The sequence below is a fragment of the Flavobacterium chryseum genome (genome assembly GCF_004362015.1).
In the GTDB taxonomy this organism is placed as follows: domain Bacteria; phylum Bacteroidota; class Bacteroidia; order Flavobacteriales; family Flavobacteriaceae; genus Flavobacterium.
On sequence record NZ_SNWW01000002.1, the window covers coordinates 456,836 to 482,462 of the forward strand.

The 25,627-nt window shown below is 33.4% G+C and carries 22 protein-coding genes; 6 read left to right on the plus strand and 16 right to left on the minus strand.

The window, feature by feature from the left end:
- Positions 1-203 precede the first annotated feature (203 nt).
- Complete coding sequence (locus EV143_RS05720) at positions 204-1,013, plus strand: DUF4241 domain-containing protein (protein WP_166638120.1); 810 nt, start codon at positions 204-206, stop codon at positions 1,011-1,013.
- Between the two features lie 159 nt (positions 1,014-1,172).
- On the opposite strand, the gene EV143_RS05725 is transcribed toward EV143_RS05720, so the two are convergent.
- A complete protein-coding gene (locus EV143_RS05725) occupies positions 1,173-2,081 on the minus strand; it encodes an EamA family transporter (RefSeq protein WP_133507009.1) in 909 nt (302 codons plus the stop codon).
- Positions 2,082-2,181: 100 nt separating this feature from the next.
- On the opposite strand from EV143_RS05725, the gene EV143_RS05730 reads away from it, so the two are divergent.
- Positions 2,182-3,603 (plus strand): aminotransferase-like domain-containing protein, encoded by a 1,422-nt coding sequence (locus EV143_RS05730; RefSeq protein WP_133507010.1) that lies wholly within the window; start codon positions 2,182-2,184, stop codon positions 3,601-3,603.
- A gap of 236 nt (positions 3,604-3,839) precedes the next feature.
- Here EV143_RS05730 and EV143_RS05735 read toward each other — a convergent pair whose 3' ends face one another.
- The 5 genes from EV143_RS05735 to EV143_RS05755 form a co-directional block, all read right to left on the minus strand.
- Complete coding sequence (locus EV143_RS05735; protein ID WP_133507011.1) at positions 3,840-4,787, minus strand: bestrophin family protein; 948 nt, start codon at positions 4,785-4,787, stop codon at positions 3,840-3,842.
- A gap of 39 nt (positions 4,788-4,826) precedes the next feature.
- The gene (locus tag EV143_RS05740) at positions 4,827-5,546 is read right to left on the minus strand and encodes a universal stress protein (protein WP_133507012.1); all 720 of its coding nucleotides are present in this window, start codon (positions 5,544-5,546) and stop codon (positions 4,827-4,829) included.
- Between the two features lie 77 nt (positions 5,547-5,623).
- Positions 5,624-7,027: a sensor histidine kinase gene (locus tag EV143_RS05745; RefSeq protein ID WP_133507013.1), complete on the minus strand. Its 1,404-nt coding sequence runs from the start codon at positions 7,025-7,027 to the stop codon at positions 5,624-5,626.
- 1 nt (position 7,028) lies between these two features.
- Entirely contained in the window at positions 7,029-7,703 is a 675-nt protein-coding gene (locus EV143_RS05750; protein ID WP_133507014.1) for a response regulator transcription factor, read from the minus strand.
- 153 nt (positions 7,704-7,856) lie between these two features.
- Complete coding sequence (locus EV143_RS05755) at positions 7,857-9,125, minus strand: BamA/TamA family outer membrane protein (protein ID WP_133507015.1); 1,269 nt, start codon at positions 9,123-9,125, stop codon at positions 7,857-7,859.
- A 193-nt stretch (positions 9,126-9,318) separates the two neighbouring features.
- Between EV143_RS05755 and EV143_RS05760 the strand changes: the two genes are divergently transcribed.
- A complete protein-coding gene (locus EV143_RS05760) occupies positions 9,319-9,897 on the plus strand; it encodes a pentapeptide repeat-containing protein (RefSeq protein WP_133507016.1) in 579 nt (192 codons plus the stop codon).
- Between the two features lie 190 nt (positions 9,898-10,087).
- On the opposite strand, the gene EV143_RS05765 is transcribed toward EV143_RS05760, so the two are convergent.
- The 5 genes from EV143_RS05765 to glyA form a co-directional block, all read right to left on the minus strand.
- Positions 10,088-10,747, minus strand: a complete 660-nt coding sequence (locus EV143_RS05765; protein ID WP_133507017.1) for a hypothetical protein — start codon at positions 10,745-10,747, stop codon at positions 10,088-10,090.
- A gap of 28 nt (positions 10,748-10,775) precedes the next feature.
- Positions 10,776-11,273 (minus strand): GNAT family N-acetyltransferase, encoded by a 498-nt coding sequence (locus EV143_RS05770; RefSeq protein WP_133507018.1) that lies wholly within the window; start codon positions 11,271-11,273, stop codon positions 10,776-10,778.
- A 16-nt stretch (positions 11,274-11,289) separates the two neighbouring features.
- Positions 11,290-12,330 (minus strand): GMP reductase, encoded by a 1,041-nt coding sequence (locus EV143_RS05775; RefSeq protein WP_133507019.1) that lies wholly within the window; start codon positions 12,328-12,330, stop codon positions 11,290-11,292.
- 319 nt (positions 12,331-12,649) lie between these two features.
- Positions 12,650-13,243, minus strand: coding sequence for a tRNA-(ms[2]io[6]A)-hydroxylase (miaE, locus tag EV143_RS05780; RefSeq protein WP_089481597.1), 594 nt, complete (start codon positions 13,241-13,243; stop codon positions 12,650-12,652).
- 140 nt (positions 13,244-13,383) lie between these two features.
- On the minus strand, positions 13,384-14,658 hold the full coding sequence (glyA, locus tag EV143_RS05785; protein ID WP_133507020.1) for a serine hydroxymethyltransferase: 1,275 nt from the start codon (positions 14,656-14,658) through the stop codon (positions 13,384-13,386).
- Between the two features lie 108 nt (positions 14,659-14,766).
- Here glyA and fahA point away from each other — a divergent pair, with 108 nt between their 5' ends.
- A complete protein-coding gene (gene fahA / locus EV143_RS05790; protein ID WP_133507021.1) occupies positions 14,767-16,050 on the plus strand; it encodes a fumarylacetoacetase in 1,284 nt (427 codons plus the stop codon).
- Positions 16,051-16,248: 198 nt separating this feature from the next.
- Here the strand turns inward: fahA and EV143_RS05795 are convergent, their stop codons facing one another.
- Positions 16,249-17,289, minus strand: a complete 1,041-nt coding sequence (locus EV143_RS05795; protein ID WP_133507022.1) for an agmatine deiminase family protein — start codon at positions 17,287-17,289, stop codon at positions 16,249-16,251.
- A 174-nt stretch (positions 17,290-17,463) separates the two neighbouring features.
- Here EV143_RS05795 and EV143_RS05800 point away from each other — a divergent pair, with 174 nt between their 5' ends.
- On the plus strand, positions 17,464-18,987 hold the full coding sequence (locus EV143_RS05800; protein ID WP_133507023.1) for a choice-of-anchor I family protein: 1,524 nt from the start codon (positions 17,464-17,466) through the stop codon (positions 18,985-18,987).
- Between the two features lie 220 nt (positions 18,988-19,207).
- Positions 19,208-20,473, plus strand: coding sequence for an OmpA family protein (locus tag EV143_RS05805; RefSeq protein ID WP_133507024.1), 1,266 nt, complete (start codon positions 19,208-19,210; stop codon positions 20,471-20,473).
- 118 nt (positions 20,474-20,591) lie between these two features.
- Here the strand turns inward: EV143_RS05805 and EV143_RS05810 are convergent, their stop codons facing one another.
- The 4 genes from EV143_RS05810 to clpB all read right to left on the minus strand — a co-directional run bounded on the left by EV143_RS05810 (position 20,592) and on the right by clpB (position 25,575).
- On the minus strand, positions 20,592-21,479 hold the full coding sequence (locus tag EV143_RS05810) for a carbon-nitrogen hydrolase (RefSeq protein WP_133507025.1): 888 nt from the start codon (positions 21,477-21,479) through the stop codon (positions 20,592-20,594).
- Positions 21,480-21,725: 246 nt separating this feature from the next.
- Positions 21,726-22,619: a DUF808 domain-containing protein gene (locus EV143_RS05815; protein ID WP_133507026.1), complete on the minus strand. Its 894-nt coding sequence runs from the start codon at positions 22,617-22,619 to the stop codon at positions 21,726-21,728.
- Positions 22,620-22,672: 53 nt separating this feature from the next.
- On the minus strand, positions 22,673-22,795 hold the full coding sequence (locus EV143_RS21885) for a hypothetical protein (protein WP_042564396.1): 123 nt from the start codon (positions 22,793-22,795) through the stop codon (positions 22,673-22,675).
- A gap of 173 nt (positions 22,796-22,968) precedes the next feature.
- A complete protein-coding gene (clpB, locus tag EV143_RS05820) occupies positions 22,969-25,575 on the minus strand; it encodes an ATP-dependent chaperone ClpB (protein WP_133507027.1) in 2,607 nt (868 codons plus the stop codon).
- Between the last annotated feature and the right edge of the window lie 52 nt (positions 25,576-25,627).

Consider the following 25,627-nt stretch of genomic DNA (forward strand, 5'->3'; position numbering starts at 1 on the left):
AAATTTTAATTATTAAAGTAATTAATCATTCGTTAATTAAATTGTAAAACATGATACAATAAATAACGAATTACAGTTTATTAAACAACTCACATAAATAAAAAGAATTGATATAATAATTACTATTCTAAAAAGATATATTTGTTATGATTAAAAATTATTCTGACAATCTAATTAGTTGGACCTTATTCCAAAACTTTTTTATGAATAAAATACATATTGTACTAATTATGGCTTCATTCTGGACACTTTTTTCATGCAATAATAAACAACAGAATAAAAATTTTAAGCTCCAATCAAAACAAGATACAATACATAAAATTGTTTCTCAAAATATACATGGTGAGAAAACAAAGTTTAATTATTCGGATTTTAATGATTTAAAAAATAACAAATATTATGATCGTTTTTTAGCAGATGAGCTTACTGTTACAACTGGTAAAATAGTTTGTACGGATCCAATGTATATGGAATTGGGGCTTCCTCAGAGTTGGATTATTAATAAAGGAAAATATCCTGTTTTCTTATATTTTGGTTTAGAGGAAGATTACAAAGGGCGTATAGCATATTCGGAACTGGTTATTAAAGATGAAATTCCAGCATATTGGGAATTTTCATTAATTAAAGAAAATTTACTAGCAGACGAATTTGAAAGAAAAATGAATGGTTACTATCCCGTAGAAAACGGACTGAGTTGTTTTACAGATTTTGAAACTTACAAAATTTATGAACAGGAAGTTAAAGATTTTTATAGTAAAGATAAAAATGCTAATTTTTACAGTGATGTACTAGCTCCTAAATTTTCAACAAACAAACATACCACTGTAAGCCCTCTAGATGAAGAGCAAGAGTGGGCAAATTTTAAACCAGCAAACTCAAATGGAAATATAATAATGTTTTCTTCTGGTTCAGGAGACGGACTTTATGCAAGGTATGTTGGTTACGACAAAAATGGAAATGTTGTGAAATTCATAACTGATTTTATTAAACTTGACCAGACAGAAATGCGCTAAAAAAGCAGGAATAAAAACGCTCATTCCTGTTTAGATATCTTGTGAAGATTATGGAAAATGTTGCCGGAAATTTCAATAATTATCACGAATTATTTTTTTAATTGTGTAATTCACCGAAATATTAATTAGTGAAAATTAGTGAAATTCGTGGCAAAAAAACTATTTTGAAACCGGAATATATTTTTGTTTCAATGAGACAAAAAGATGCGAATTGAAGACTAAAACGGCTATAAAAATAATGCTGTATGCTACAATTTGCAATGCTCCTATTTCTTCATGAAATACAAAAGCTGCTAATGCAAAAGCAATCATTGGATTAATATTTAAAAGCATTCCGACTGTTGATGAATTGATACCTGAAAGGGCATATAAATTAAGAAATAGCGGGAAAATAGTAAACAATATGGCAATGGTTTCAATACAGAAATAAAACCTAAATTCTGTTGGAACGGGACCGCTGTAAGCCGGATAAAACGGCAATAAAAATAGAGCGGCTAATGTGATATGAAATGTTAGTATAATGAATTTATCAAAACCTTTGTTCACACGCTGACTTACTAAATAACAGGCATACGTAAGTCCGATTACGATGCTGAAAACCATATCCATAATATCGGCGTAAGACAATAATAAACAGCCTGAAATACTCAAACCTACAGAAACCCATTGTGTTTTACTAAGTTTTTCATGCAAAAGAAAATAGGCCAACAAAGTCGTTAAAATTGGACAAACCAAATACGCCAAAGAAGTTGCTTTTACGCTAACATGGTTCATTACATAAATAAAGGTGAACCAGTTTGAAGTTAGAAAAATGCTTCCGCCGATGTTTAGCAGAATCGTTTTTCGCTTTTCTTTTAGTGGCAATGCTTTAAAAATCTCAATTGTTTCTTTTACTTTTTTTCGTTTGAAAGCAATAACAATCAATAACATTAAAATACTACAGCTAAAAACGCGGTTGAATAAAATATCTAATGAAGGATAATCGTGAATTGGTTTTAAAACCAAACTAAAGAATCCCCAAATGGTGTAGGCGGTTATCGCGGCGATGTAGTATTTTGTTGTTTTCACGGAAGTTGGTTTTTGGTTTAAATCTTCTAAAGCAAATTTCTAAAAAATAATACAGCAATACAGATACAGTTTTTGTAAATTGCACCATAACAGTTTTTTTATGAAAAATTCAAATTACTTATATCTGCAGTTTGCGGATCGGATTGAAAAGCAAATAAAATCGGGGGTTTTGAATGTTGGCGATAAACTGCCATCTATTCGTGAAGTGGTTGCTGAAACAGGCTACAGCATGAGCACGGTTAGTAAGGCTTATTATGAAATCGAAAGCCGATCTTTAATTGAATCACGACCGCAATCCGGTTATTATGTAAGTAATATTTCGGCCAGAACGATTCCGGAACCTTCTTCGAGCAGTCCAATTTTAAGATGTGAAAATGTTGATCGTGAGGATTTAATCGATCAGGTTTACGGCAATATGACAGATAAAAACATTACGATGCTGTCTTTGGGTTTTCCTTCGAATGAACTTTTGCCCATTGCTAAATTAAACAAGGGAATGGTTCAGGCGATGCGTCAGCTGTCTAATAGCGGCACAAGTTATGAGGAAGTGCAGGGTAATTTGAATTTAAGAAAAGAAATTGCGCGCTGGTCTTTTAGCTGGGGCGGATCTTTAACAGAAGAAGATATTATTACCACTCCGGGTTGTACAAGTGCAATATCGCATTGTTTAATGACTTTAACAAAACCGGGAGATACGATTATTACAGAAAGTCCTGCTTATTTTGGTGTTTTGCAATTGGCAAAATCATTGGGATTATATATTATGGAATTGCCCACGAATATGACAACGGGAATAGAATTAGAAGCCTTAAAAAAAGCGCTTTCAACTAAAAAAGTAAAGCTTTGTTTGTTGATGAGTAATTTTAGCAACCCGTCGGGAAGTATGATGCCTGTTGAACATAAAAAAGAAGTCGTAAAATTGATGGAGTTTTATAATATTCCGTTAATTGAAGACGATATTCATGGCGATTTGTACTTTGGCACAAGCCGACCAACGAATTGCAAAACGTATGACGAAAGCGGTATTGTACTTTGCTGCAGTTCGGTTTCTAAAACTTTGGCGCCCGGTTATCGCGTGGGCTGGGTTTCTCCTGGGAAATTTAAAAAGGATATTTTACGAAATAAAATTTACCATACGCTCTCCTCCCCTACTATTACACACGAAGTTGTGGGCGATTTCCTGAAAAACGGACGTTATGAAAACCATCTTCGCAAAATTCGCCAGATACTGATTCACAATTGCAATAATTATATTAATACGGTTTTAGAATCTTTTCCGAAAGGAACAAAAGTAAGTCAGCCTCAGGGCGGTTTTTTTCTTTGGATCGAATTAGATAAAAAAATAGATACGGCGGCTTTTTATCATTTGGCTATGAAACATCACATTAGCATTGCGCCAGGTCGTATTTTCTCTTTTCAGGATCAGTTTTCGAATTGCATGCGATTGAGTTTTGGCTTGCCGTGGACAAATGAATTACGACAATCGATTCAAACTCTGGGCAGATTGCTTCATTCTTATTAAAAAAAGTTTGCCACGAATTACACGAATTTTCACAAATCAGTATAATTAGAAAATTCGTGAAAATTCGTGTAATTCGTGGCGAAAAAGTTCATAACATAAATCTAATCTGTAGGTATTGAATATAATGTCATACCTACAAGGTTCGAAAAAACCTTGCAGGAATTACAGCAAATAAAAAAACCAGACAACACAAATAAATGCGTTGCCTGGCCAACAAGTAAATTGACTAATATTAATTATAAAACATAATAGGTATTCTTATCTACTTTTACAGGTTCAGTACTAAGATTAAATTCTTTAATGATATCAAATTCGCTTTGATATTCGTTTAGCATCTGCATTATATTTTTTTCAATCGTGTTCGAAATAGCGGTTACCGGTGTATCTGTTGCTCTATTTTCGAAAGGATCCTGCAAATGAATCGCCATTCTTTCAATTAAAAAGAAAGCTGCTGCAATAGCGGTAATCAACGGAATTGCAAACCAGCTTAATACGCTGATTAATCCGAAAGGCAATAGCAAAATAAACAAACACAAGGTTAATCTAATGTACATGCTGTACGTTGTTGGAAAAATTGTATTTTTAATTCGCTCGCATTTACCCATTGCGTCACATAATCTCGACAACGTATTATCAATTTCTACTTGCTGATACATATTGATATGCTTTGTATTTCTGGCATTTCGAAGGTCTTTGGCGTGAAGCATTAAAATAGCATTTGGGACATTTTGATGGTTTTTTATAAAACGCAATTCTTCTTCACTAATTAAACCTTCAATTGGTGTTATGGCGTCTCTGTTTCTTAATGACTGACCTAAACTGTAACACCATGCAATTTGTCTTTTTGCAAAATTTTCTTTGAACTCGCTTGCTTCAACAGAAAAATCAGGATCTTTATAAAAAGTCAAAACCTGACGGATTAATGTTCTGGAATCGTTTACAATCGCACCCCAGACAATTCGTGCTTCCCACCATCTGTCGTAAGCCTGATTCGACTTAAAAGCTAATAATAAAGAGATAATAGTACCAATCATTGTTGGTATTGCAATTGGAATATCTACAGGAAGGTTTATAAAATAATTGTGGAAAATTTCAAACAAAATTGTGTAAGCTAACACAAGTCCTAATTCTACTTTAATTTTCCCGAGAACGTACTTCATTGGAATTCTTTTCTTTAATAACATATTTTCGGTTTTAAATTAAACTTATTTTTTAGTTGCGTTTTACGCCATTTCGTAAAGTGATAAAACAGGAAGTCCTAGTTTATCGCTGCTATTTTCCTTTTTAGTTTTTTTGAAATTTATTTTTTCGCCTTTACGTGTTTCTACCAACAAATCGATGTCGTATTTCGAAATTGCTTCAGATAAATAAGGGGCAAATTGTTCGTAATTGTCATCAAAATTGGCGGTTTGGCTTACAATTTCATAAGAGAAATTTTGGCTTAAAAACTGCTGCACATCTTTTACATGCATATTTGCTTTGGCATTTTCGATGTATAGTGCTTTATTGAAATCGTCTTTCACAACTTCTGAACCTAAATGTAAAATAGGGCATTTTTGGTTTCCGGCTAATTTTACTAAATGCTGGTGAATTCGCTTTGTTTCTTGTTTGTATGAATTTGTAAGAACAACTAATTTTACATCAAATGCATCAATAATTCCTTTAAAAATAGGTGCCGAAATTCCGTATTGATTGTGCACTTTTATTTTGCAATTGGCTGTATGTTCTATAATATATCGGCAAGTTTCAAGTACTTCTTCCTGGCTTGAGGTTAGCGAAGTTCTCATTTCACGTAAAAACTGTACAGAAGAAAAAGCATCCGGAGTTTCAGAAACCATCATTAAGATAATCTCGCAATTGTTGTTTTTTGCCTGATTTACAGCTGATTTTACAGCATTAATTGTATCTTCTTCTAATGTGGTAGGTATAAGGAAATTTTTCATAAGTATAATTGTTTAGTTTATACATACAAAATAACATCCCGTAAATTAGAAGGGTCTTAATCTAAAATTAGAATTTCCTAAGATTCAACATTAGATTTTCTAATGTTGGCTTTTTTGGTATTGTCTTTTCTAAAAACAATGGTTACAATGGTTCCTTTGTTTTGCTCTGATTGTACCTGGATTTCACCGTCGTGCATTCTGATAATTTTAGAAGCTAAAGGAAGCCCTAAACCGTAACCTATATATTTGGCAGCAATTTTTCCTCTAAAAAAAGGTTCGTATAAATGCGGAATATCTTCTGGCGGAATTCCGATTCCGATATCGTTTATGGAAATTTTAATCCACTCGCTATTTGCCGAAAGCGTTACGAAAACTTCGTTGTTATCAGAGTATTTTACGCCGTTTGTAATAATATTATTAAGCGCTAATTCTAAAAGCGGTTTATTGCACGGAATTAAAAGCAGATTAGAATCTCGTGGAGCGAAATTAAGTTTGATGCTCACGCGATTATCCGGATAAATTTTATCTAAATCAGATTTTACTTCAATTAATAATTCATCGATTCTGGCAATATCCAGCACTTGTTTTTTTCCGTCGTAACCGGTTTGGGTTAGCTTTAATAAACTTTCGGTTAAATTTCCTAATCTTGAAGCCTGACCGTAAATATTTTGCAAAGATTCTATATATTCCGGAACTGCTCTTTCTTTTAAAAGCATAATTTCAGACTCCGCAATTATGGTCGTAATAGGTGTTTTTAATTCGTGAGAAGCATTATTAATAAAATTAGCCTGTATTTCAAAAGAAGTTTCAAGTCGGTCTAACATATCATTGAAAGTTGCAGTCAGATCTGAGATTTCATCCGAGTTCTTCACTTCCGGCAATCGGTTATGAAGGTTTGAGGCACTGATTCTATTCACTTCTTTTGTAATTCTTGCAACGGGATTTATGACACGTTTAGCCAGAAATCGTCCTAAAAAGAAGGCCAAAAATATAAAACCAATTCCGCCAAAAACTAATATTTTAAGAATATAAATTGATGTCGTTTTTCCTCTTCGGTCACGAGCGCCAACAATTACAATGTATTTTTGATTGTTTTCTGTAAAAACCTGACCTAAATAATACTTGCTGTCAATTTCATAATAATCTTTTCCTGTTGCCAGAATATTAGAATAAAATGAATTTGGTAAATTTAACTTTGTATTGTAATCAAAACTATTGGCACTGTTTATTTTAAGAACATATTCTTCTTCTTCAATAAGTTCTTCGAGGCCGTTTTTTTTAAGATTACTGTAATATTTTATCTTTTCGCGATCGTCCTGAAAATGTATCGAAGAAACAATTTTTGCCCGGTCTTCTAACCGTTTTAAAAAGTGATATCTGTTATTTTCACGAAATAATACAAAAACTATAATACACAATAACAGCGTACTAAAGGTAGAAAGGGCAACATATGTAAAAGTAATTTTCTTTCTGATATCCATTTTATGGCTGTATAACATAACCTAAACCTTTCATGGTATGAATAAGTTTGGTTGTAAAAGGTTTGTCTATTTTTTTTCTTAAATAATTGATGTAAACATCCACAACATTGGTGTTCATATCAAAATTAATGTCCCAAACATTATCTAAAATCTGATCTCTGGAAACAATTCTGCCTGTATTTTTGGCTAAATAATACAATAATTTAAATTCTTTGGCAGTCAAAACAATCGATTCTCCTTCTCTTTTTACTGTTTTGGCTTTTCCATTAATTTCTAAATCGCTGATAACTATTGTATCTACTTTCTCCGTTTCCTGATTGGCTCTTCTGTTCAAAGCATTTACTCTGGCATCGAGTTCGCCAAATTTAAACGGTTTTACCACATAATCATCTGCGCCGGCATTTAAACCTGTTACTATATTTTCTGAAGTTCCGAGAGCTGTTAAAAGTAAAACGGGAACAAAATTTTTGTTGGCGCGCAATCTTCTGCAAATTTCGATTCCGTTAATATCCGGCAGCATTACATCTAAAATTACGACATCAAAACTATAATTCTCAATCATTTCTAAAGCCGTTTTGCCATCAAGAGCAACACTTACTTCATTGTTATTTTCAGCGAATCCTTTCCGTAAAATAGATAACAGATTGGGTTCGTCTTCGACTATAAGTAACTTCATTGGAAAATGGTATTATTAACAAAAATAGGGATTGCCTTTTAAAAACGAATTACAATAATTTAGAATTATGAATTTATTATGAAGAAAACAATTTAAAGTAAGAAAATTGAATTTTATATTTTTTTACCTTAAAACTATTGCCGAAGTCTTGTTTTAAAACGTTTCGCCGGCGTTTAAATAGAAGGCTTTAGACCTGTTTCCCCAGGCATAATCGACGATTAAGTTTGTTCTTGTGGCCTTGTCTATTAAAATACGCAAACCAACACCTATTGCAGGTTGTACGTATTCAAAAAGTTTTGTGTTCGTTTCAGGATTGCTTGCGGTGACAAAATTGGTAAAAACGGTGCCGCTTAACATTTGATTGCAAGTAATTGGAAACCTGAGTTCTGTAGAAAGATAAATTAAATTTGTTCCCCGAAATAATCCTTGTGTGTAACCTTCTCCACTCCTGCTCCGCTGATCCCAGCCAATCGCGGGCAAGTTTAAGTACGGAACTTTTCCGTTTGTTACGAATTGGCCGTAAGCCCAAATTCCCAGAATATATCTGTCGTTTTTTTGAGAGACCGGAATAAAATTTCGATATTCTGTGTAAAGAACATTGCTATATCCTTGATTTTTAAAGATAACGGGATTAAAACGGTAATTGATATTGGCAAACCAACCGCGATTGGTATTGACCTGATTATCTCTTGAATCGTAAATTAAATTAAGGCTCACTCCGGTTAAGAAATATTCTAAATCATTAAACCCGTATTTTTGACTGTAATTATAATGATAGGTCAAATTTCCGTTTGCCACATCGAGTTCATTGTCTTTAATGCTTGAATACCAGTCAATATTAACTCCGCCGCCAACATAAAAATTGTTCCTAACTTCAAAAGAAACCGTCTGGTGAAATTTGAAATAATTATAATCCATTGGCTGTGCAATAGAATCGATACTAAAATTGTCATTTTCTCTTCGATTGGGAATAATATTAGTTCCTAAACCATAATTAGGCTGCGAGAAGATATACAATCGGTAATCGCCGCTTAGAAATACTTTATTATTTTTTAGCAAAATATTATTCTTGACATTCACCAACCATTGTTTTTTAGTGGTATAGGTTATTCCGAGATTTGCAATCGAATACTTTGCTGCTTTTTCTTTTCCTTTAAAAGTATATTGGGCAACGGCGCCAAAAACAAATCCTGTCGCAGGCTGAGAACCAATCACTGGAATGACGAGAAAAAAACTGTTTTTAATGGGTTTAACAACGTAGATAGAATCTTTTTTTTTGAATATTTCAAATAATGTTTTTGGCGGACAAAGTTCTGTAGTTATTGAATCTTTTTGTGCTATTAAAGCGAACGGTATAAAAAACAACAATCCAAAGATTTTAAATCTATTCTGAAAGTAATTATTTTTTAAAAGTTTTATCATTGCAAGTTTTAATTTTTATGAAACCACAATTTTCTCTATTGTAAATATAATCCTTATTATCAATAATTTACATAAATATTCTTATAAAAAACACATCGACATTCCTACATCTTTAAAAATAAGTGAATAAAAAGACATCAATTATCTGGCTTAATTATTATCTTTTCAGTCTTAAATAATCTTCAAAACAGCATTGAAAAAAGAATCTGAATATTTCCTTGATAAAGAATACGATACCAAAATTTATGGTAGAGACGATCTTAATTTTAAGGATTTCGAATGTTGTATTTTTAATAATTGTAATTTTTCAGCCTGCACTTTTTTAGCGGTAACTTTTATTGACTGTGTTTTTAATGATTGCATTTTTAGCGAAGCCAAAGTCAATTATGTAGCTTTTAGAACCGCGACTTTTAATCGTTGTGAGATTAAAGAAGTAAATTTTGCGATGTGCGACAAACTCATTTTTGAAGTTCATTTTTACGATTGCATTCTCGATTTTTCGAAATTTTATACTTTAAAAATAAAAGGAACAACCTTTACCAATTGCAGTTTGGTTGCGGTAGATTTTATGGCAACTGATCTTACAAGTGTTCTTTTTGAAAATTGCGATTTATATAGATCCGAATTTGATAAAGCAATTGCCAATAAAGCTGATTTTAAAACGAGTTATAATTATACTATTGATCCATCAAAAACTAAACTTAAGAAAGCTGTTTTTGCTTTGAAAGAAGTAAAAGGCTTATTGTTTAAGCATGATATTATTGTGAGTTAATTAGAAGTTTTTCAGGATTTACTTTCTTATTTTAAACCTAAAATTTTAATAATGTTATCAAGTCTGGAGAAACGATAATCAAACAGATTGAGGAATATAATTGGAAGAAATAATCATCTCTCTTTTTAAAATTTTATTATATTGACCTATTACTTTCATTTGAGTTTTAGGTCATTTTTTTAATATAATGTTATGTATTTTGTATAAAATAGCAGACCGTTTTTGCTTTAGGTTCTATAAAAACATACAAATTACCGTCACACCAAAAATTCATTTTCGAGAATAACTTTTGTTCATACTCGCTTTTAGCTACAACATTTGTATATTTTGTTGGCACATCATTCCAACTACTTAATTGGCAAACAAATTTCATTTTATTATTTGTTTTAGGACAAATCGGAATATTATGTTTTTGATCCCAATATGGCTTTCCTGCAATTCCTTTAATATCAAATTCATTATCTTCTGTAACGCCGTCAAATTCTTCTAAAGAAAATCTTTGAGCTTCGTAAATCACTTTCGAATTTATGTCTAAAATTGTATATGCACTTCCTATTTCGGCAGTATTTTTTGGATAAATTAATTTTGGTTCATTTGGTTTTTCATAATCAAGAAATACTAAATCAAAATCTAAATATATTGGACATATTAAGTTTAGTTTAAATGGAAGCCAATTGAAAATTTCGTCATCATTATTTATAAAACCTAAATACTGGAAATTTGATTTAAATTCGTTATCTGGTACTATAAATTCTGTTGGTATATCACCTCCAAGTTGATGTTTCCCGTCCTGATCAAATACAAATTCGTAAATTTTTGTTTTACCTAAAAGGTTTTTAATAAAATTCATTTGCTGATAATTTATATTCAAAAATTAATTATAATCTCTTCTCCATAACATAATCTTCCATTAAAAAGCCGTTCCCAATTTCGATATCGACTTCATCGATAACTTCAAAACCTAATTTCTGATAGAAACGTAATGCATTATTAAATCGGTTTACGTTTAATGATAATGCCGTTGAATTATTTGCTACAGCCAGTTTTTCGATTTCTTCAATAACTATTTTTCCGATGCCTTTCCCTTGAGTTTCCGGTAAAAGATATATTTTATGAATTCTTGTAACGGCTCCATTTTTATAATGATGTTCAATTCCGATAAAACCTAAAGTAGATTCTGAATCGGAAATCAAATAAAATAATTGTTCTTTTTTCTGAAATTGTTTTGTTAATGCTTCATCAGAATAAATCATGTTCAGCATAAAATCTAATTGCTCTTTTGATAAAATTTCGCCATAGGTAAGTGGCCAGGTTTTATGTGCAATTTCCTGAATTATTTTAAGATCGTTTATTGTTGCTTCTGAAATTGTAATCATAAATTTTAAAATACTTTTATTTTGTAAAAATTTGATTTTCCTGTTCGCTAACTCTTATAAAAGTCGTGCGTTTGGTAAGTTCTTTTAGCCTTGAAGCACCAACATACGTGCAAGTGCTACGCAAACCACCCAAAATATCTAAAACGGTATTGATCACATTTCCTTTAAAAGCAACCTGAACGGTTTTGCCTTCGCTTGCTCTGTATTCTGCAACGCCGCCAACGTGTTTGTCCATTGCCGTTGTCGAACTCATTCCGTAAAATTGTTTGAATTTTTGCCCGTCAATTTCGATTAATTCTCCTCCGCTTTCTGTATGTCCGGCTAACATTCCGCCCAACATTACAAAATCTGAACCTGCGCCAAATGCTTTGGCAACATCGCCCGGAGTACTGCAGCCGCCATCGCTAATAATATGTCCGCCTAAACCGTGAGCAGCATCGGCACATTCTATAATTGCAGAAAGTTGTGGATAACCAACACCGGTTTTAACACGTGTTGTACAAACAGAACCAGGACCAATTCCGACTTTTACAATATCTGCGCCGGCCAATAATAATTCTTCGACCATTTCGCCCGTAACTACATTTCCGGCAATAATAACTTTATCCGGATATTGTTTTCGGGTTTGTTTTAAAAACTGAACAAAATGTTCCGAATATCCGTTTGCAACATCAATACAAATGAATTTCAGTAAAGGATTAGACGTTATAATTTGACCTATTTTTTCAAAATCTTCTTTTCCAGTTCCGGTGCTTATGGCAATATAATCGTAGAAATCCGGTGTAACATTTTTCAAAAAACTATTCCAGTCTTCTAAAGTATAATGTTTGTGAATGGCTATAAAAAGTTTTTCTTTGGCCAAAACCTGAGCCATTTCAAAAGTCCCAACTGTATCCATATTTGCCGCCATTATTGGAATTCCTGTCCAATTTGTGGTGGAGTGCAAAAATTTAAAATTCCGATCTAGTGAAACTTCAGATCTGCTTTTCAGCGTTGATCTTTTTGGTCGAATCATTACATCTTTAAATCCTAATTTCAGATCAGTTTCTATTCTCATGTCTTTACATTTTGGTTACTTTCAAAGATAGCGATTTTAGATTTCTGATTTTAGATTATAAAAAACTTTGCATTTATTTGAACGCGGATTATACGGATTCGCTATCGCGAAAACGCGGATTTAAAACGGATTTTTTATTTTTTTTTTCACAGAGCTTCGCAAAGACTTTATAAAGATTCACAAAAATTTCTAATTGGAGCTCGTTTCGAATTCGCTCAAGGTTGCAAACATGCAACTTGAAAACAAATAAAAAATTGAAAAAAAAGATTTATCCAGCAAGTTTGGAATTTGGAATTTTTTAATTGGAATTTTTAATAAACTATCCGTGAATCGTTTCGCCTTTTCCGTAATTGGTAATGATAGATTCTTCGAAGGCCAGCCATTCTCTCCAGCGTTTTTCAACGTCGATTCCTACTCCGTATTTTCTTGCGTAAGTAATGAATGTAGTATAATGTCCGGCTTCACTTTCCATTAAGTCTCTGTAAAAAATGGCTAATTCTTCGTCCTGAATGTTTTCAGATAATACTTTAAAACGTTCGCAGCTTCTGGCTTCGATCATGGCTGAGAATAATAATCTTTCTACCAAACCTGATACACGGCTTCCGTCGCCGCTTTTCTTCATATATAAATAAAGCTCGTTTACGTAATCGTCTTTGCGTTCGCGTCCTAATTTTAATCCTCTTTTGATGATGATATTATGAACTTGTTCAAAATGATCAATTTCTTCTTTGGCTAAAGCCAATAAATCTTTCACCAAATCCTGATGTTCAGAATTATTGGTTATTATGGTTATCGCGTTTGTTGCTGCTTTTTGCTCGCACCAAGCATGATCTGTTAAGATTTCTTCAATATTTTTCTCAACAATATTTACCCATCTTGGGTCAGTTGGTAATTGTAATCTTAGTACGCCCATTTTTTTAAGTCTTAAAGTTTGAAAGTCAAAAAGTTGTAAAGTCAAAAAAAAACAAAAGTCGAAGATCAAAATTAAAACAGAAATTTACATTCTATTTCAAGACTTTCGACCTTCGACTTTAAGACTTTATGACTAATATATTAGTAAACGAAAATTGGTCTTTCGCTCATCATTTCGTTTACTTCGTTTGCTACTTCTTCAATAACAGCTTCGTTTGTATGATCTGCCAATACTCTGTCGATTAACGCTACGATAGTTTCCATATCTTCTTCAACCAAACCACGAGTTGTTATTGCAGCTGTTCCTACACGAATTCCTGAAGTTACAAATGGTGATTTATCATCAAATGGAACCATATTTTTATTTACTGTGATTTCTGCTTTTACCAATGCGTTTTCAGCTTCTTTACCAGAAATATTTTTATTTCTTAAGTCAATAAGCATCATGTGGTTATCAGTTCCTCCAGAAATAATCTTGTATCCTCTTTTTACAAAAGCATCTGCCATAGCGTTTGCATTTTTTTGCAATTGCATCGCATAAGTAAAGAACTCATCTTTAAGCGCTTCACCAAAAGCAACTGCTTTTGCAGCGATAATGTGCATTAAAGGTCCACCTTGATTTCCAGGGAAAACTGCTAAATCTAACAATGATGACATCATTCTGATTTCTCCTTTTGGAGTTTTTAATCCTTGTGGATTTTCAAAATCTTTCCCCATCAAGATCAAACCTCCACGTGGTCCACGTAAAGTTTTGTGAGTTGTTGTAGAAACAATATGACAATGTGGAATTGGGTCATTCATTAATCCTTTTGCAATAAGACCTGCAGGATGAGAAATATCAGCAAATAAAATTGCTCCAACGCTATCAGCAATTACTCTGAAACGCTCAAAATCCATATCACGAGAATAAGCCGAAGCTCCTGCGATGATTAATTTTGGTTGTTCTCTAGTTGCAATTTCCTGAATTTTGTCATAATCTAAACGACCAGTTTCAGCATCTACACCGTAAAAAACCGGTTTGTATAAACGACCTGAAAAGTTTACAGGAGAACCGTGAGTTAAGTGACCACCGTGAGATAAATCGAAACCTAAAATAGTATCACCAGGATTTAAACATGCATGGTAAACTGCTGTATTAGCCTGAGAACCTGAGTGAGGTTGCACGTTTGCATATTCAGCACCAAATAATTCTTTAGCTCTGTCTATTGCAATTTGCTCAATAACGTCAACTACTTCGCAACCGCCGTAGTATCTTTTGCCAGGATATCCTTCGGCATATTTATTAGTTAAAACAGAACCAGCTGCTTCCATTACTTCATCACTTACAAAATTCTCAGAAGCGATAAGTTCTAATCCATGAATTTGTCTGTCTTGTTCCTCTAGTATAAGGTCAAAAATTTGTTCGTCGCGTTGCATTTTTTCGTTTTTCGTTAATTTCCTGCAAAAATACAAAAAAACGTTTGTCATACTGTTAGATTATGATATATTTGACATACAATTTTTCAACAAATAATTAACATTCACATGCCAATAACCGCCAACGATACCAAAAGAAAATCATGGTTAGAAGTACCAGAAAATAGTGACTTCCCTATTCAAAATATTCCTTTCGGTGTATTTCTTACTAAAGAAAATGTCGTTACCGTAGGAACAAGAATTGGCGATTACGCTATAGATTTAGGCGCTTTACAACAATTGAACTATTTTGAAGGAATAGATTTAACTGATGATATGTTCATGCAGGATACGCTTAATGATTTTATTTCTGATGGAAAAAAAACATGGCGTTTAGTTCGAAATCGTATCGCTGATATTTTCGACGAAACCAACTCACAGCTTCGGGATTCAACAAAAGATCGCGATATTGTTATTTTTAATATCGATGATATCGAAATGCAATTACCGGTTTTAATTGGTGATTATACTGATTTTTATTCTAGTAAAGAGCATGCAACGAACGTTGGAAAAATGTTCCGCGATCCTGAAAACGCTTTATTACCTAACTGGTTACACATTCCGGTTGGTTACCACGGAAGAAGTTCTACTATTGTTCCGTCCGGAATTCCGGTTCACAGACCAATGGGACAAACTTTGCCTGCAGGAGAAAAATATCCTGTTTTTGGTCCGTCTCGTTTAGTAGATTTTGAATTGGAAACTGCTTTCATTACAACCGACGTAAATATAATGGGAGAAAATATCCCAACATACGAAGCCGAAGATTATATTTTCGGAATGGTTTTATTGAATGATTGGAGTGCGCGTGATATGCAAAAATGGGAATATGTCCCTCTTGGACCCTTTTTAGCAAAAAATTTCGCTACATCAATTTCTCCGTGGATTGTGACTATGGATGCTTTGGAGCCTTTTAGAACTAAAGGACCAAAACAAGACCCGTCGCCGCTTCCTTACTTACAGACTAAAGGAAAAAAAGCTTTTGATATTCATTTAGAAGTTTCAATAAAACCTGAAGATGCAGAACAAACTGTAGTTTCAAAATCAAATTTCAAATATTTATATTGGTCAATGAGCCAGCAATTAGCACATCATACTTCAAACGGATGTCGTGTAAATTCTGGTGATATGATGGGTTCAGGAACAATTTCTGGTCCAACTCCTGATAGTTTTGGTTCTATGTTGGAACTAACTTGGGGTGGACAAAATCCTTTGAAGTTAAAAGACGGAAGTGAGCGTAAATTTATCGAAGATAATGATACGGTAATTATTAGAGGTTTCTGCGAAAATGCTGAAGTAAGACTTGGCTTCGGAGAGGTTAGCAGCCAATTATTACCTCCTTTTATCAGACCATGAAGATCAGATAAATTATCTCAATAGATATAAAAAACAAAAAACCTTGGTTGTTGCCAAGGTTTTTTTTATGCTTTATTTTTAAATAAAAAATTTTATGTTTGAATCTCGCAAAGTCGCGAAGCCGCAAAGTTTAAAAGCAAAAACTTAAAAATAAACCTTTGCGACTTCGCGACTTTGCGAGATTATTTTTTAGACAAACTAAGCCGGAATCTGCTGGCTCAAACAATGCAAAGTTCCGAATCCCCAGATAAAATCGATACAACTAATTCCGATTACTTCTCTGTCAGGAAAACATTCTGAAAGTATATTTAAAGCTACTCTGTCGTTACTATCATTAAAAGTTGGTACAAGTACACATTTATTCAGAATTAAGAAATTAGCATAACTTGCCGGTAATCTTAAATCTTCAAAATCGACACGTTTTGGCATTGGCAATGCAACAATTGTTGGCGATTTCCCGTCCTCAAGTTTTGCATTTTGCAAACGCTTTAAATTGTCTTGTAGTGGTTTGTAATTTGAATCGTTTTTGTCGGTTTCAACAATTGTTACGATTGTATCTTCATTTACAAATCGGCATAAATCGTCGATATGGCCGTGTGTATCATCACCTTCAATTCCGTCTCCAAGCCAAATTACGTTGGTAACTCCAAGATATTCTTTAAAAACAGCTTCGTAATCTTCTTTGGTAAAATTTTTATTTCGAACCTGAATTGTCGGGTGCATCAAACATTCTTCAGAAGTTAATAAGGTTCCTTTTCCGTTTACATCAATGGCACCGCCTTCAACAATTACCGGTTTTCCTTTATACATTACTTGTGTTAACGGAACATCAATAAAATCAGCAATTTTGCCGGGAACAAATTTATCTAACTGATAGTTTTTGTATTTGGCCCATCCATTAAAATTAAAATTTAGTGCTTCTCTTTTTGAACCATTTTTTACAATAATTGGTCCTGAATCGCGCATCCAGCTTCGGTTTGTTTTATGAATAATGAAAGATATATTTGCAACATTTACACGTGCACTTTCTAACATTTCAGCTACTTTTCCTTTTAGTTTTTCATCGGCTACGACCAAAAAAACAGTTTCAAAAGTGGCTACTTTTTTTATAAATTCTACAAATGCCCACTGAACAGCCTCATATTTTCCCGGCCAGTCGTTACCATTATGCGGAAAACATAATACAATTCCTTGTTGTTTTTCCCATTCTGCTGGAAATCTTCTATTATTTGTTGACATATAAAGGTTCTAAAATTTAAAAGAGTACAAAGATAAGCATTCGGAAGGATTTTAAAATAGCAGAATTAAAATCGTATGCATTTAAAAAATTTAAGTTAAAGATTAAATAATACAACCTTAATATACACTCTACATCCGGGAATTACTTTTGGCGAAACTAAAAACTAAAATAACATGAAAAAATTAAGTCTTTCATTATTAGCATTAATTACAATTTTTGCAAGTTGTAATAATGATGAAAATTCTAACAACGAAGAACCAGAAGTTGTTGTAAATGAAAATCCTGCCACTTTTAAGGAAATTGGTTCTATAACTATTGGCGGAGAAGCAGCAGCAGAAATTTCAGCTTATGATGAAAAAACCAAAAGACTTTTTACAGTAAACAATAGCGGAACAAACCAAATTGATGTAATTGATATTTCTGACCCGACAAAACCTACTAAGGTTGGTAAAATTGATTTAACGCCTTATGAAGGTGCTTCAAACAGTGTTTCTGTTTATGACGGAAAATTGGCTGTTGCTTTAGAATCAACAGTTAACAAACAAGGAAACGGAAAGGTTGTTATTTTTAACACCTCTGATTATAGCCTAATTAAACAAGTTACAGTTGGTGCATTGCCGGACATGATTACTTTTTCTGCTGACGGAAAATATATTATGACCGCAAACGAAGGTGAACCAAGTACAGATTATTTGCAAGATCCAAATGGAACAATTTCTATTATTGAAGTAACTAACAATTATGCGGTTACGACTTTAGACTTTAGTTCTTTTAGCAATCAGGCTGATGCACTGAAAAAAGACGGATTTAGAATTTCAAAATTTGCCAGCAGTTTTGCTCAGGATATTGAACCGGAATATGTAACTATTTCTGATGATTCTAAAACGGCTTGGGTTACATTACAGGAAAATAATGGAGTTGCAAAAGTAGATTTAACTTCTAAAACTATAACAGCAATTTATCCTTTAGGCTTTAAAGATTTTAATACTGCTGACAATGCAATTGATGTAAGTGATAAAGATGATAAGGTAGCTTTTAATCCTTGGAAAGTAAAAGGAATGTTTATGCCGGATGCTATAAGCCATTTTTCTGCAAACAATGTTCCGTATTTTGTTACAGCAAATGAAGGAGATGCAAGAGAATATACAGCTTACACAGATATTAAAAGAATGAAGGATATGAAGTTAGACGCAACAGTTTTTCCTGATGCTGCAACTTTAAAATTAGAACCTAATTTAGGAAGATTAAACCTTATTGCTGATATGGGAGATACTGACGGCGATGGAGATTTAGACGAAATGGTTAGTTTTGGAGCACGTTCTTTTTCTATATGGAATGGTAACACTGGAAAAATTGTTTTTGACAGTAAAAATGATGCAGACAAAAAAACACAGGAATTAGGGACTTATGATGATAAACGAAGCGACGACAAAGGTTCTGAACCAGAAGCTGTAGTGGTTGCCAAAATGGGAAATCAGAATATATTATTTGTAGGTTTAGAAAGATCTGATGCTTTTATGACTTATGATGTAACAAATCCAGCATCACCTCAATACTTACAAACGGTAAAAACAGGTGACGCTCCAGAAGGTGTATTATTTATTCCGGCTTCTAAAAGTCCAACAAAAAGAAGTCTGGTAATCGTAAGCAGCGAAGGTGATGGAACTATAAAAATCTTTCAGCCGGATTTGAAATAAATTCAGCATCTATTCGATTAAAAAAAAGGGAACAAATCAATTTTGTTCCCTTTTTTAGTTAAAAATTAGGTTTTATTTAACAAAATGCGGTTTTTTCTAATTAAAAGATGGAAATTATATAAAACCCGCGCTTATGTATGGAACATAAAGGAAAATCATTGCTCTAAGTTTGCTCTAAGTTTAAAAAAACTTAAAATATTAAATTAAACACTTAGATAACATGAAAAAGAAATTAGCTTCCGTATCACTTTTATTACTCGCTTTTGCTGCGAATGCACAAAACATGGCAACAACGTCTGTTCAACCTACTGTTGACAAACCTGCATATAACAAATGGTCTATCGAATTGAATGGTGGGGTAAACAAACCAACCAGAACGATGACTGATGGTTACTCTACTGCAACACTTAATCCATTTCATGCTGATTTGGGAGTAAGATATATGTTTAATCCAAAATTTGGTTTGAAACTGGATGTTGGATATGATCAGTTTCAGGAACGCGATGACACGCCAGAATTTGAAAGCAGATTGATAAGAACAAGTTTACAAGGAGTTATTAATGTTGGAAGAGCTTTAAATTTTGAAACATGGACAAACACTTTTGGTCTTTTGGCACACGGTGGTTTTGGAGTTTCACAATTAACATCTGATTCAGGTTTTGATGGAGAAGATTATGTAGGACATGGTATTGTTGGTTTAACTGGACAAATTAGGTTAAGTAACAGAGTTGCCCTAACAGGAGATTTAACAGGGATTGTAAACGGAAGACAAAACTGGAATTTTGACGGTATGGGACCAACAACTAGCGGTTCATTTGACGGTGTATTATTAAATGCTTCTGTTGGTTTGACTTTCTACTTAGGTAAAAATGAAAAACATGCTGACTGGTATTCTGAAGAAAATGAAAGATTAAATAAATTAGAAGACAGAGTTACAACTATCGAAACTGGTCTTATAGATACTGATAAAGATGGTGTTGCTGATTTATACGATTTAGAGCCAAACACTGTTTCAGGAGTTGCTGTAAATACAAAAGGACAATCTATTGATAACAATCAAAATGGTGTTCCGGATGAATTGGAAAGTTATTTAGAGAAAACTTACGTTCAAAAAGGCGGAGAAACAGCAACAAACAATACAGTTGAAGAATTAATTAACGGAGGATATGTAAATGTTTATTTCGATTTTAACTCTTCTAAACCAACAAACGCTTCTTTATCAGGTGTTGATTTCTTAGTGAAATATTTGAAAAACAATCCTGGTAAATCTGCAGATATCATTGGATATTCAGATGAAATCGGAAGCTCAGATTACAACAGTGAATTATCCAGAAAAAGAGCTGAAGCTGTGAAAAACGTAGCTATAAACGCTGGAATTGATGCTTCAAGACTGAATGTAATTGCTAACGGTGAAGATACTTCTGTGAATAAAAATTCTAAAGAAGCTCGTCAAATCGTGAGAAGAGTTACTTTTAAGGTAAAATAATTATATACATATATTAGAAAAAGGCTGTTTCAAATATTTGAAACAGCCTTTTTTTTGGGATAAAAAAAAAGGACAAAATTATATTTTGTCCTTTTTCCTTTTATATATTTAATTAAAATTAATCAATTGCTCTTTTTGTAATATCGCCAAAAGCATCAATTCTTCTGTCTCTGAAAAATGGCCAGTTTTGGCGAACATTTTCCTGAAGATCTAAATCTACTTCTGCTATTAAAATTTCTTCCTGATCGTGAGAAGCCTGAGCTAAAATTTCCCCTTGTGGGCCAGCGATGAACGAAGCTCCCCAAAATTGGATTCCTTCAGTTCCTTCAATGTATTTTTCTAAACCAATTCTGTTTGCAGCAGCAACAAAAACTCCGTTTGCAACAGCGTGACCTTTCATAACATTCATCCAGGCACCGTATTGGTTTTCTCCGTATTGCTCTTTTTCTTTTGGATGCCAACCAATTGCTGTTGGATAAAACAACACTTCAGCACCTTTTAATGCTGTAATACGTGCTGCTTCCGGATACCATTGATCCCAGCAAATAAGGGTTCCAATTTTTCCTTTTTTAGTTTCAATTGCCTGAAAACCTAGATCGCCAGGAGTAAAATAAAATTTTTCATAGAAATGAGGATCATCCGGAATGTGCATTTTACGATACAAACCTGCTTCTGTACCGTCAGTATCAATAATGTATGCACTATTGTGGTAAATTCCAGCCATTCTTTTTTCGAAAAACGGAACGATTATAACAACTTCTAATTCTTTTGCCAGTTCGCTAAAAGCAATAAACGAAGTGCTGTAAAGTGGTTCTGCTAATGCAAAATTGTCTACATCTTCGCTTTGGCAAAAATAATGGCTGCTATATAATTCTGGTAATAAAATAACTTCTGCTCCTTTATTGGCAGCATCTTTTACCCAACTGATACATTTTTTAAGATTATTTTCGGCAACATCGTTAAGATTTAACTGAACAACGGCTATTTTATATTTTCTTTTCGGCATGACATAAAATTTAGAGTGCAAAAATAGTAAATTTTAGAGGAATGACAAAGTGGGTTAAGGTCTTATAAAAAGTAAAAGTTCATATCTAGCCCCGATAGTAACGATATCCTTTTTCTGGCTTGTTTAGCCGGGTAAAGATATAGTAAATAGCGGGACTGATGGTTTTATGAAAAAAATAAATCCCTGCTTAAAAAAAAAACACTGGCCATTTGACCAGTGTTTTTTATTTTATATGAGTGTGAATTATTATGCTGTTGCTTTTTCTTTTTTACCGAATAACTTTTTAAAAAGATTTACTATTCCCAAAACTACTAATCCTAGTACTAAACCTACTACAAATTCTTTTATAATTACAGGGATATTAATCTTAGGTGATAAATGATGGAAAAATGGAATATAATGCACGAAAATACCACCAGCAACAAGTAATAAAGCAATTGTACCAATTACGGTTAAACTTTTAATAACCAGCGGAAGGGCTTTTACCAATACATTACCAATAAATTTTGATATACTTTTTTCTTTTTTGCTCAATTTGATAAGCTTATAACCTGCTTCATCCATTCGAACAATAAGAGCAACAATTCCGTAAACGCCAATAGTTGCAATTAATGCAATTATAGAAGTTACAACGATTTGCTGCATTAAGGGTTCCTCAATTACAGTACCTAAAGCGATAATTACGATTTCTACTGATAATATAAAATCAGTTATAATTGCTGATTTAATTTTGCCTTTTTCAGCTTCCAAAATTTGTTCTTCCGTAAAAGTTTCATCGGTTATTCCTTCTGATTCTTCATGCCCATGTGGAAATATAAATTCGTAGATTTTTTCGGCTCCTTCATAAGCTAAAAAAAGTCCTCCAAGTACAAGGATTACAATAATAGCAACAGGTAAAAATGCACTTAATAAAAATGCGATTGGCAAAATGATAATTTTGTTAAGTAGTGAACCTTTACTAATTGCCCACAATACCGGAAGTTCTCGTGATGAAGCAAATCCTGAAGCTTTTTCGGCATTAACGGCCAGGTCATCGCCCAGAATACCTGCAGTTTTTTTTGCTGCAATTTTACTCATTACTGCAACATCATCCATTATTGCTGCGATATCATCTAATAGTACGAAAAAACCTGAAGCCATTTTATTTTATTTTCTGCGAATTTAATACTTTTTTATTTATTAATTCATTCAAATTAATGGCTACATTGGCCTAAAAGCACCCAGATAATTATAAAAACAAAAATTGTCCCGAAGCATCCGCCTCCTAATTTCTTTGCGCCGTAACCTGCCAATAATCCTCTAAATAAATTGTTCATAGTACTTTAGTTTTTAAGTTAATTAAATTTAAACGTAAAGATGAGAATTTAGGAAAGATTTATTTTTATAATACTTTTAAAAAAAGTTTCATTATTTACGGATTGAATTTAATTAGACAAAAAAACACCAGCCTCTCGACTGGTGTTTTCACTTTTATTAAATCTAAAAATTATTATACAGTTTGATTTTGAGTTTGATTTCTAAAAACCAATTTTCCATCAAAAGCATCTATCAAAATAATGCTGTCAGTAGTAATTTTTCCAGCTAAAATTTCTTTTGATAGCTGATTCAAAACTTCTCTCTGAATAACACGTTTTACCGGTCTTGCACCAAACTGCGAATCGAAACCTTTGTCTGAAAGATATTTAATTCCTTCTGGAGTCGCATCCATTGTAATGCCTTGTAACGCCAGCATTTTGGTAACACTTTTAAGCTGCAAGCTTACAATTCTCGAAATATTATCGATTGTTAAAGGTGTGAACATTACAATTTCGTCGATACGGTTTATAAATTCCGGACGAACGGTTTGTTTCAATAATCCTAAAACTTCAACTTTTGCCGCTTCTGTTGCCGCTTCAACGCCACCTTTTAGATTCTCGAATTTCTCCTGAATAATCTGACTTCCCATATTGGATGTCATGATGATAATTGTGTTTTTGAAATCGGCCAAACGACCTTTATTATCTGTTAATCGGCCTTCATCTAAAACCTGCAATAAAATATTGAATGTATCAGGATGCGCTTTTTCAATTTCATCTAACAAAATTACAGAATATGGTTTTCTACGAACGGCTTCAGTCAATTGTCCACCTTCGTCATAACCTACATATCCCGGAGGCGCACCTACTAAACGGCTCACACTATGACGTTCCTGATATTCACTCATATCGATTCTGGTCATGGCATTTTCGTCGTCGAATAAATATTCTGCCAAAGCTTTTGCTAACTCAGTTTTACCAACTCCGGTTGTTCCTAAAAATAAAAAGGTTCCAACTGGTTTTTTCATGTCTTGCAAACCGGCTCTGCTTCTTCTTACGGCATCACTTACGGCTTCAATTGCTTCTTCCTGCCCCACAACTCTTCTGTGTAATTCATCTTCAAGATGCAACAGTTTTTCTCTTTCTGTCTGAAGCATTTTCATAACCGGAATTCCTGTCCATTTTGCTACAACTTCGGCAATATCTTCGCGGGTTACTTCTTCTTTAATTAACGAATTACCAGACTGATATTCCTGCAATTGTTTCAATAAAACATCAAGGCGTTCTTGTGCTTCTTTGATTTTTCCGTAACGAATTTCGGCTACTTTTCCGTAATCGCCTTCACGTTCTGCACGTTCTGCTTCGTGTTTAAAATCTTCAATTTCTAATTTTACCGCCTGAACTCCGTCTACAACATCTTTTTCAGATTTCCATTTGGTGTAGATTTCGTTGCGTTCTTCTTTCAGATTTGCCAAATCCATTCGGAGGATTTTTAGCTTGCTTTCTTCTTTTTCACGTTTAATGGCTTCAATTTCGATTTCCAACTGCATGATTTTACGATCTAAAACATCCAGTTCTTCTGGTTTAGAATTGATTTCCATACGCAGTTTAGAAGCCGCTTCATCCATCAAATCAATGGCTTTGTCCGGCAAAAAACGATTCGTAATATAACGTTGCGAAAGTTCTACAGCCGCAATAATCGCTTCGTCTTTAATTTGAACTTTATGATGCGTTTCGTATTTTTCCTTAATTCCACGTAAAATTGAAATCGCACTTTCAGTATCCGGTTCATCAATTAAAACCTTTTGAAAACGGCGTTCTAATGCTTTGTCTTTTTCAAAATATTTTTGATATTCGTCTAATGTTGTTGCACCAATTGCTCTTAATTCTCCACGAGCCAAAGCCGGTTTCAAGATATTCGCCGCATCCATTGCGCCTTCTCCTCCACCCGCGCCTACAAGCGTGTGAATTTCATCGATAAATAAAACGATATCACCTTCGGCAGCCGTAACTTCTTTTACAACCGATTTTAAACGCTCTTCAAATTCACCTTTGTATTTTGCACCAGCAATTAGCGCTCCCATATCTAGTGAGAAAACGATTTTATCTTTTAGGTTTTCCGGAACATCTCCATCAACAATTCTGTGCGCTAAACCTTCGGCAATAGCGGTTTTACCAACTCCGGGTTCACCCACTAACATTGGGTTATTTTTTGTTCTACGGGTAAGGATTTGCAATACACGACGAATTTCTTCGTCACGCCCAATAACGGGATCCAGTTTTCCGGTACGCGCTAATTCGTTTAAGTTTTTAGCGTATTTATTTAGTGAATTATAATTTTCTTCTGCAGAAGCGGAAGTTACTCTTTCGCCTCTTCGAAGTTCTTCGATTGTTGCTTTTAATGCTTTTCCGGTAACGCCCTGATCTTTTAAGATTTGAGCAACTTTGCTTTTTGAATCGAAAATAGCCAATATTAAATGTTCGATCGAAACATATTCGTCGTTCATTTTTTGAGCGATTATTTCAGCCTCATTCAATGCTTTATTCGCATCTCTTGAAAGTACAATATCGCCTCCGGAAACTTTTGGAAAACTCTGAATTGTAGAATCTAATATTTGTAAAAACAACGGCACATTTACGTTTAGTTTCTTCAAAATAAAAGGTGCTACATTTTCATCAACCTCAAAAATGGCTTTAAAAATGTGTTCGTTTTCTATTTGCTGTTGTCCGTATCGTTGCGCCAATTGCTGTGATAGCTGAATGGCTTCCTGAGATTTTGTTGTAAATTTATTTATGTTCATTTTTTGTATGATTTAGGTTTTCTTTTTTTCAATTTGATAATCGATACCATCA

Bases quoted from the DNA above. Each gene is read 5' to 3' on its own strand.
- EV143_RS05745 (WP_133507013.1), bottom strand. From the start codon at position 7,027: ATGGATATCAGAAAGAAAATTACTTTTACATATGTTGCCCTTTCTACC.
- EV143_RS21885 (WP_042564396.1), bottom strand. From the start codon at position 22,795: ATGAACAATTTATTTAGAGGATTATTGGCAGGTTACGGCGCAAAGAAA.
- EV143_RS05770 (WP_133507018.1), bottom strand. From the start codon at position 11,273: ATGATTACAATTTCAGAAGCAACAATAAACGATCTTAAAATAATTCAG.
- EV143_RS05815 (WP_133507026.1), bottom strand. From the start codon at position 22,619: ATGGCTTCAGGTTTTTTCGTACTATTAGATGATATCGCAGCAATAATG.
- EV143_RS05750 (WP_133507014.1), bottom strand. From the start codon at position 7,703: ATGAAGTTACTTATAGTCGAAGACGAACCCAATCTGTTATCTATTTTA.
- EV143_RS05805 (WP_133507024.1), top strand. From the start codon at position 19,208: ATGAAAAAGAAATTAGCTTCCGTATCACTTTTATTACTCGCTTTTGCT.
- EV143_RS05735 (WP_133507011.1), bottom strand. From the start codon at position 4,787: ATGTTATTAAAGAAAAGAATTCCAATGAAGTACGTTCTCGGGAAAATT.
- EV143_RS05765 (WP_133507017.1), bottom strand. From the start codon at position 10,747: ATGAATTTTATTAAAAACCTTTTAGGTAAAACAAAAATTTACGAATTT.
- clpB (WP_133507027.1), bottom strand. From the start codon at position 25,575: ATGAACATAAATAAATTTACAACAAAATCTCAGGAAGCCATTCAGCTA.
- EV143_RS05795 (WP_133507022.1), bottom strand. From the start codon at position 17,289: ATGTCAACAAATAATAGAAGATTTCCAGCAGAATGGGAAAAACAACAA.
- EV143_RS05720 (WP_166638120.1), top strand. From the start codon at position 204: ATGAATAAAATACATATTGTACTAATTATGGCTTCATTCTGGACACTT.
- miaE (WP_089481597.1), bottom strand. From the start codon at position 13,243: ATGGGCGTACTAAGATTACAATTACCAACTGACCCAAGATGGGTAAAT.
- glyA (WP_133507020.1), bottom strand. From the start codon at position 14,658: ATGCAACGCGACGAACAAATTTTTGACCTTATACTAGAGGAACAAGAC.
- EV143_RS05775 (WP_133507019.1), bottom strand. From the start codon at position 12,330: ATGAGAATAGAAACTGATCTGAAATTAGGATTTAAAGATGTAATGATT.
- EV143_RS05740 (WP_133507012.1), bottom strand. From the start codon at position 5,546: ATGAAAAATTTCCTTATACCTACCACATTAGAAGAAGATACAATTAAT.
- EV143_RS05755 (WP_133507015.1), bottom strand. From the start codon at position 9,125: ATGATAAAACTTTTAAAAAATAATTACTTTCAGAATAGATTTAAAATC.
- EV143_RS05730 (WP_133507010.1), top strand. From the start codon at position 2,182: ATGAAAAATTCAAATTACTTATATCTGCAGTTTGCGGATCGGATTGAA.
- fahA (WP_133507021.1), top strand. From the start codon at position 14,767: ATGCCAATAACCGCCAACGATACCAAAAGAAAATCATGGTTAGAAGTA.
- EV143_RS05800 (WP_133507023.1), top strand. From the start codon at position 17,464: ATGAAAAAATTAAGTCTTTCATTATTAGCATTAATTACAATTTTTGCA.
- EV143_RS05810 (WP_133507025.1), bottom strand. From the start codon at position 21,479: ATGCCGAAAAGAAAATATAAAATAGCCGTTGTTCAGTTAAATCTTAAC.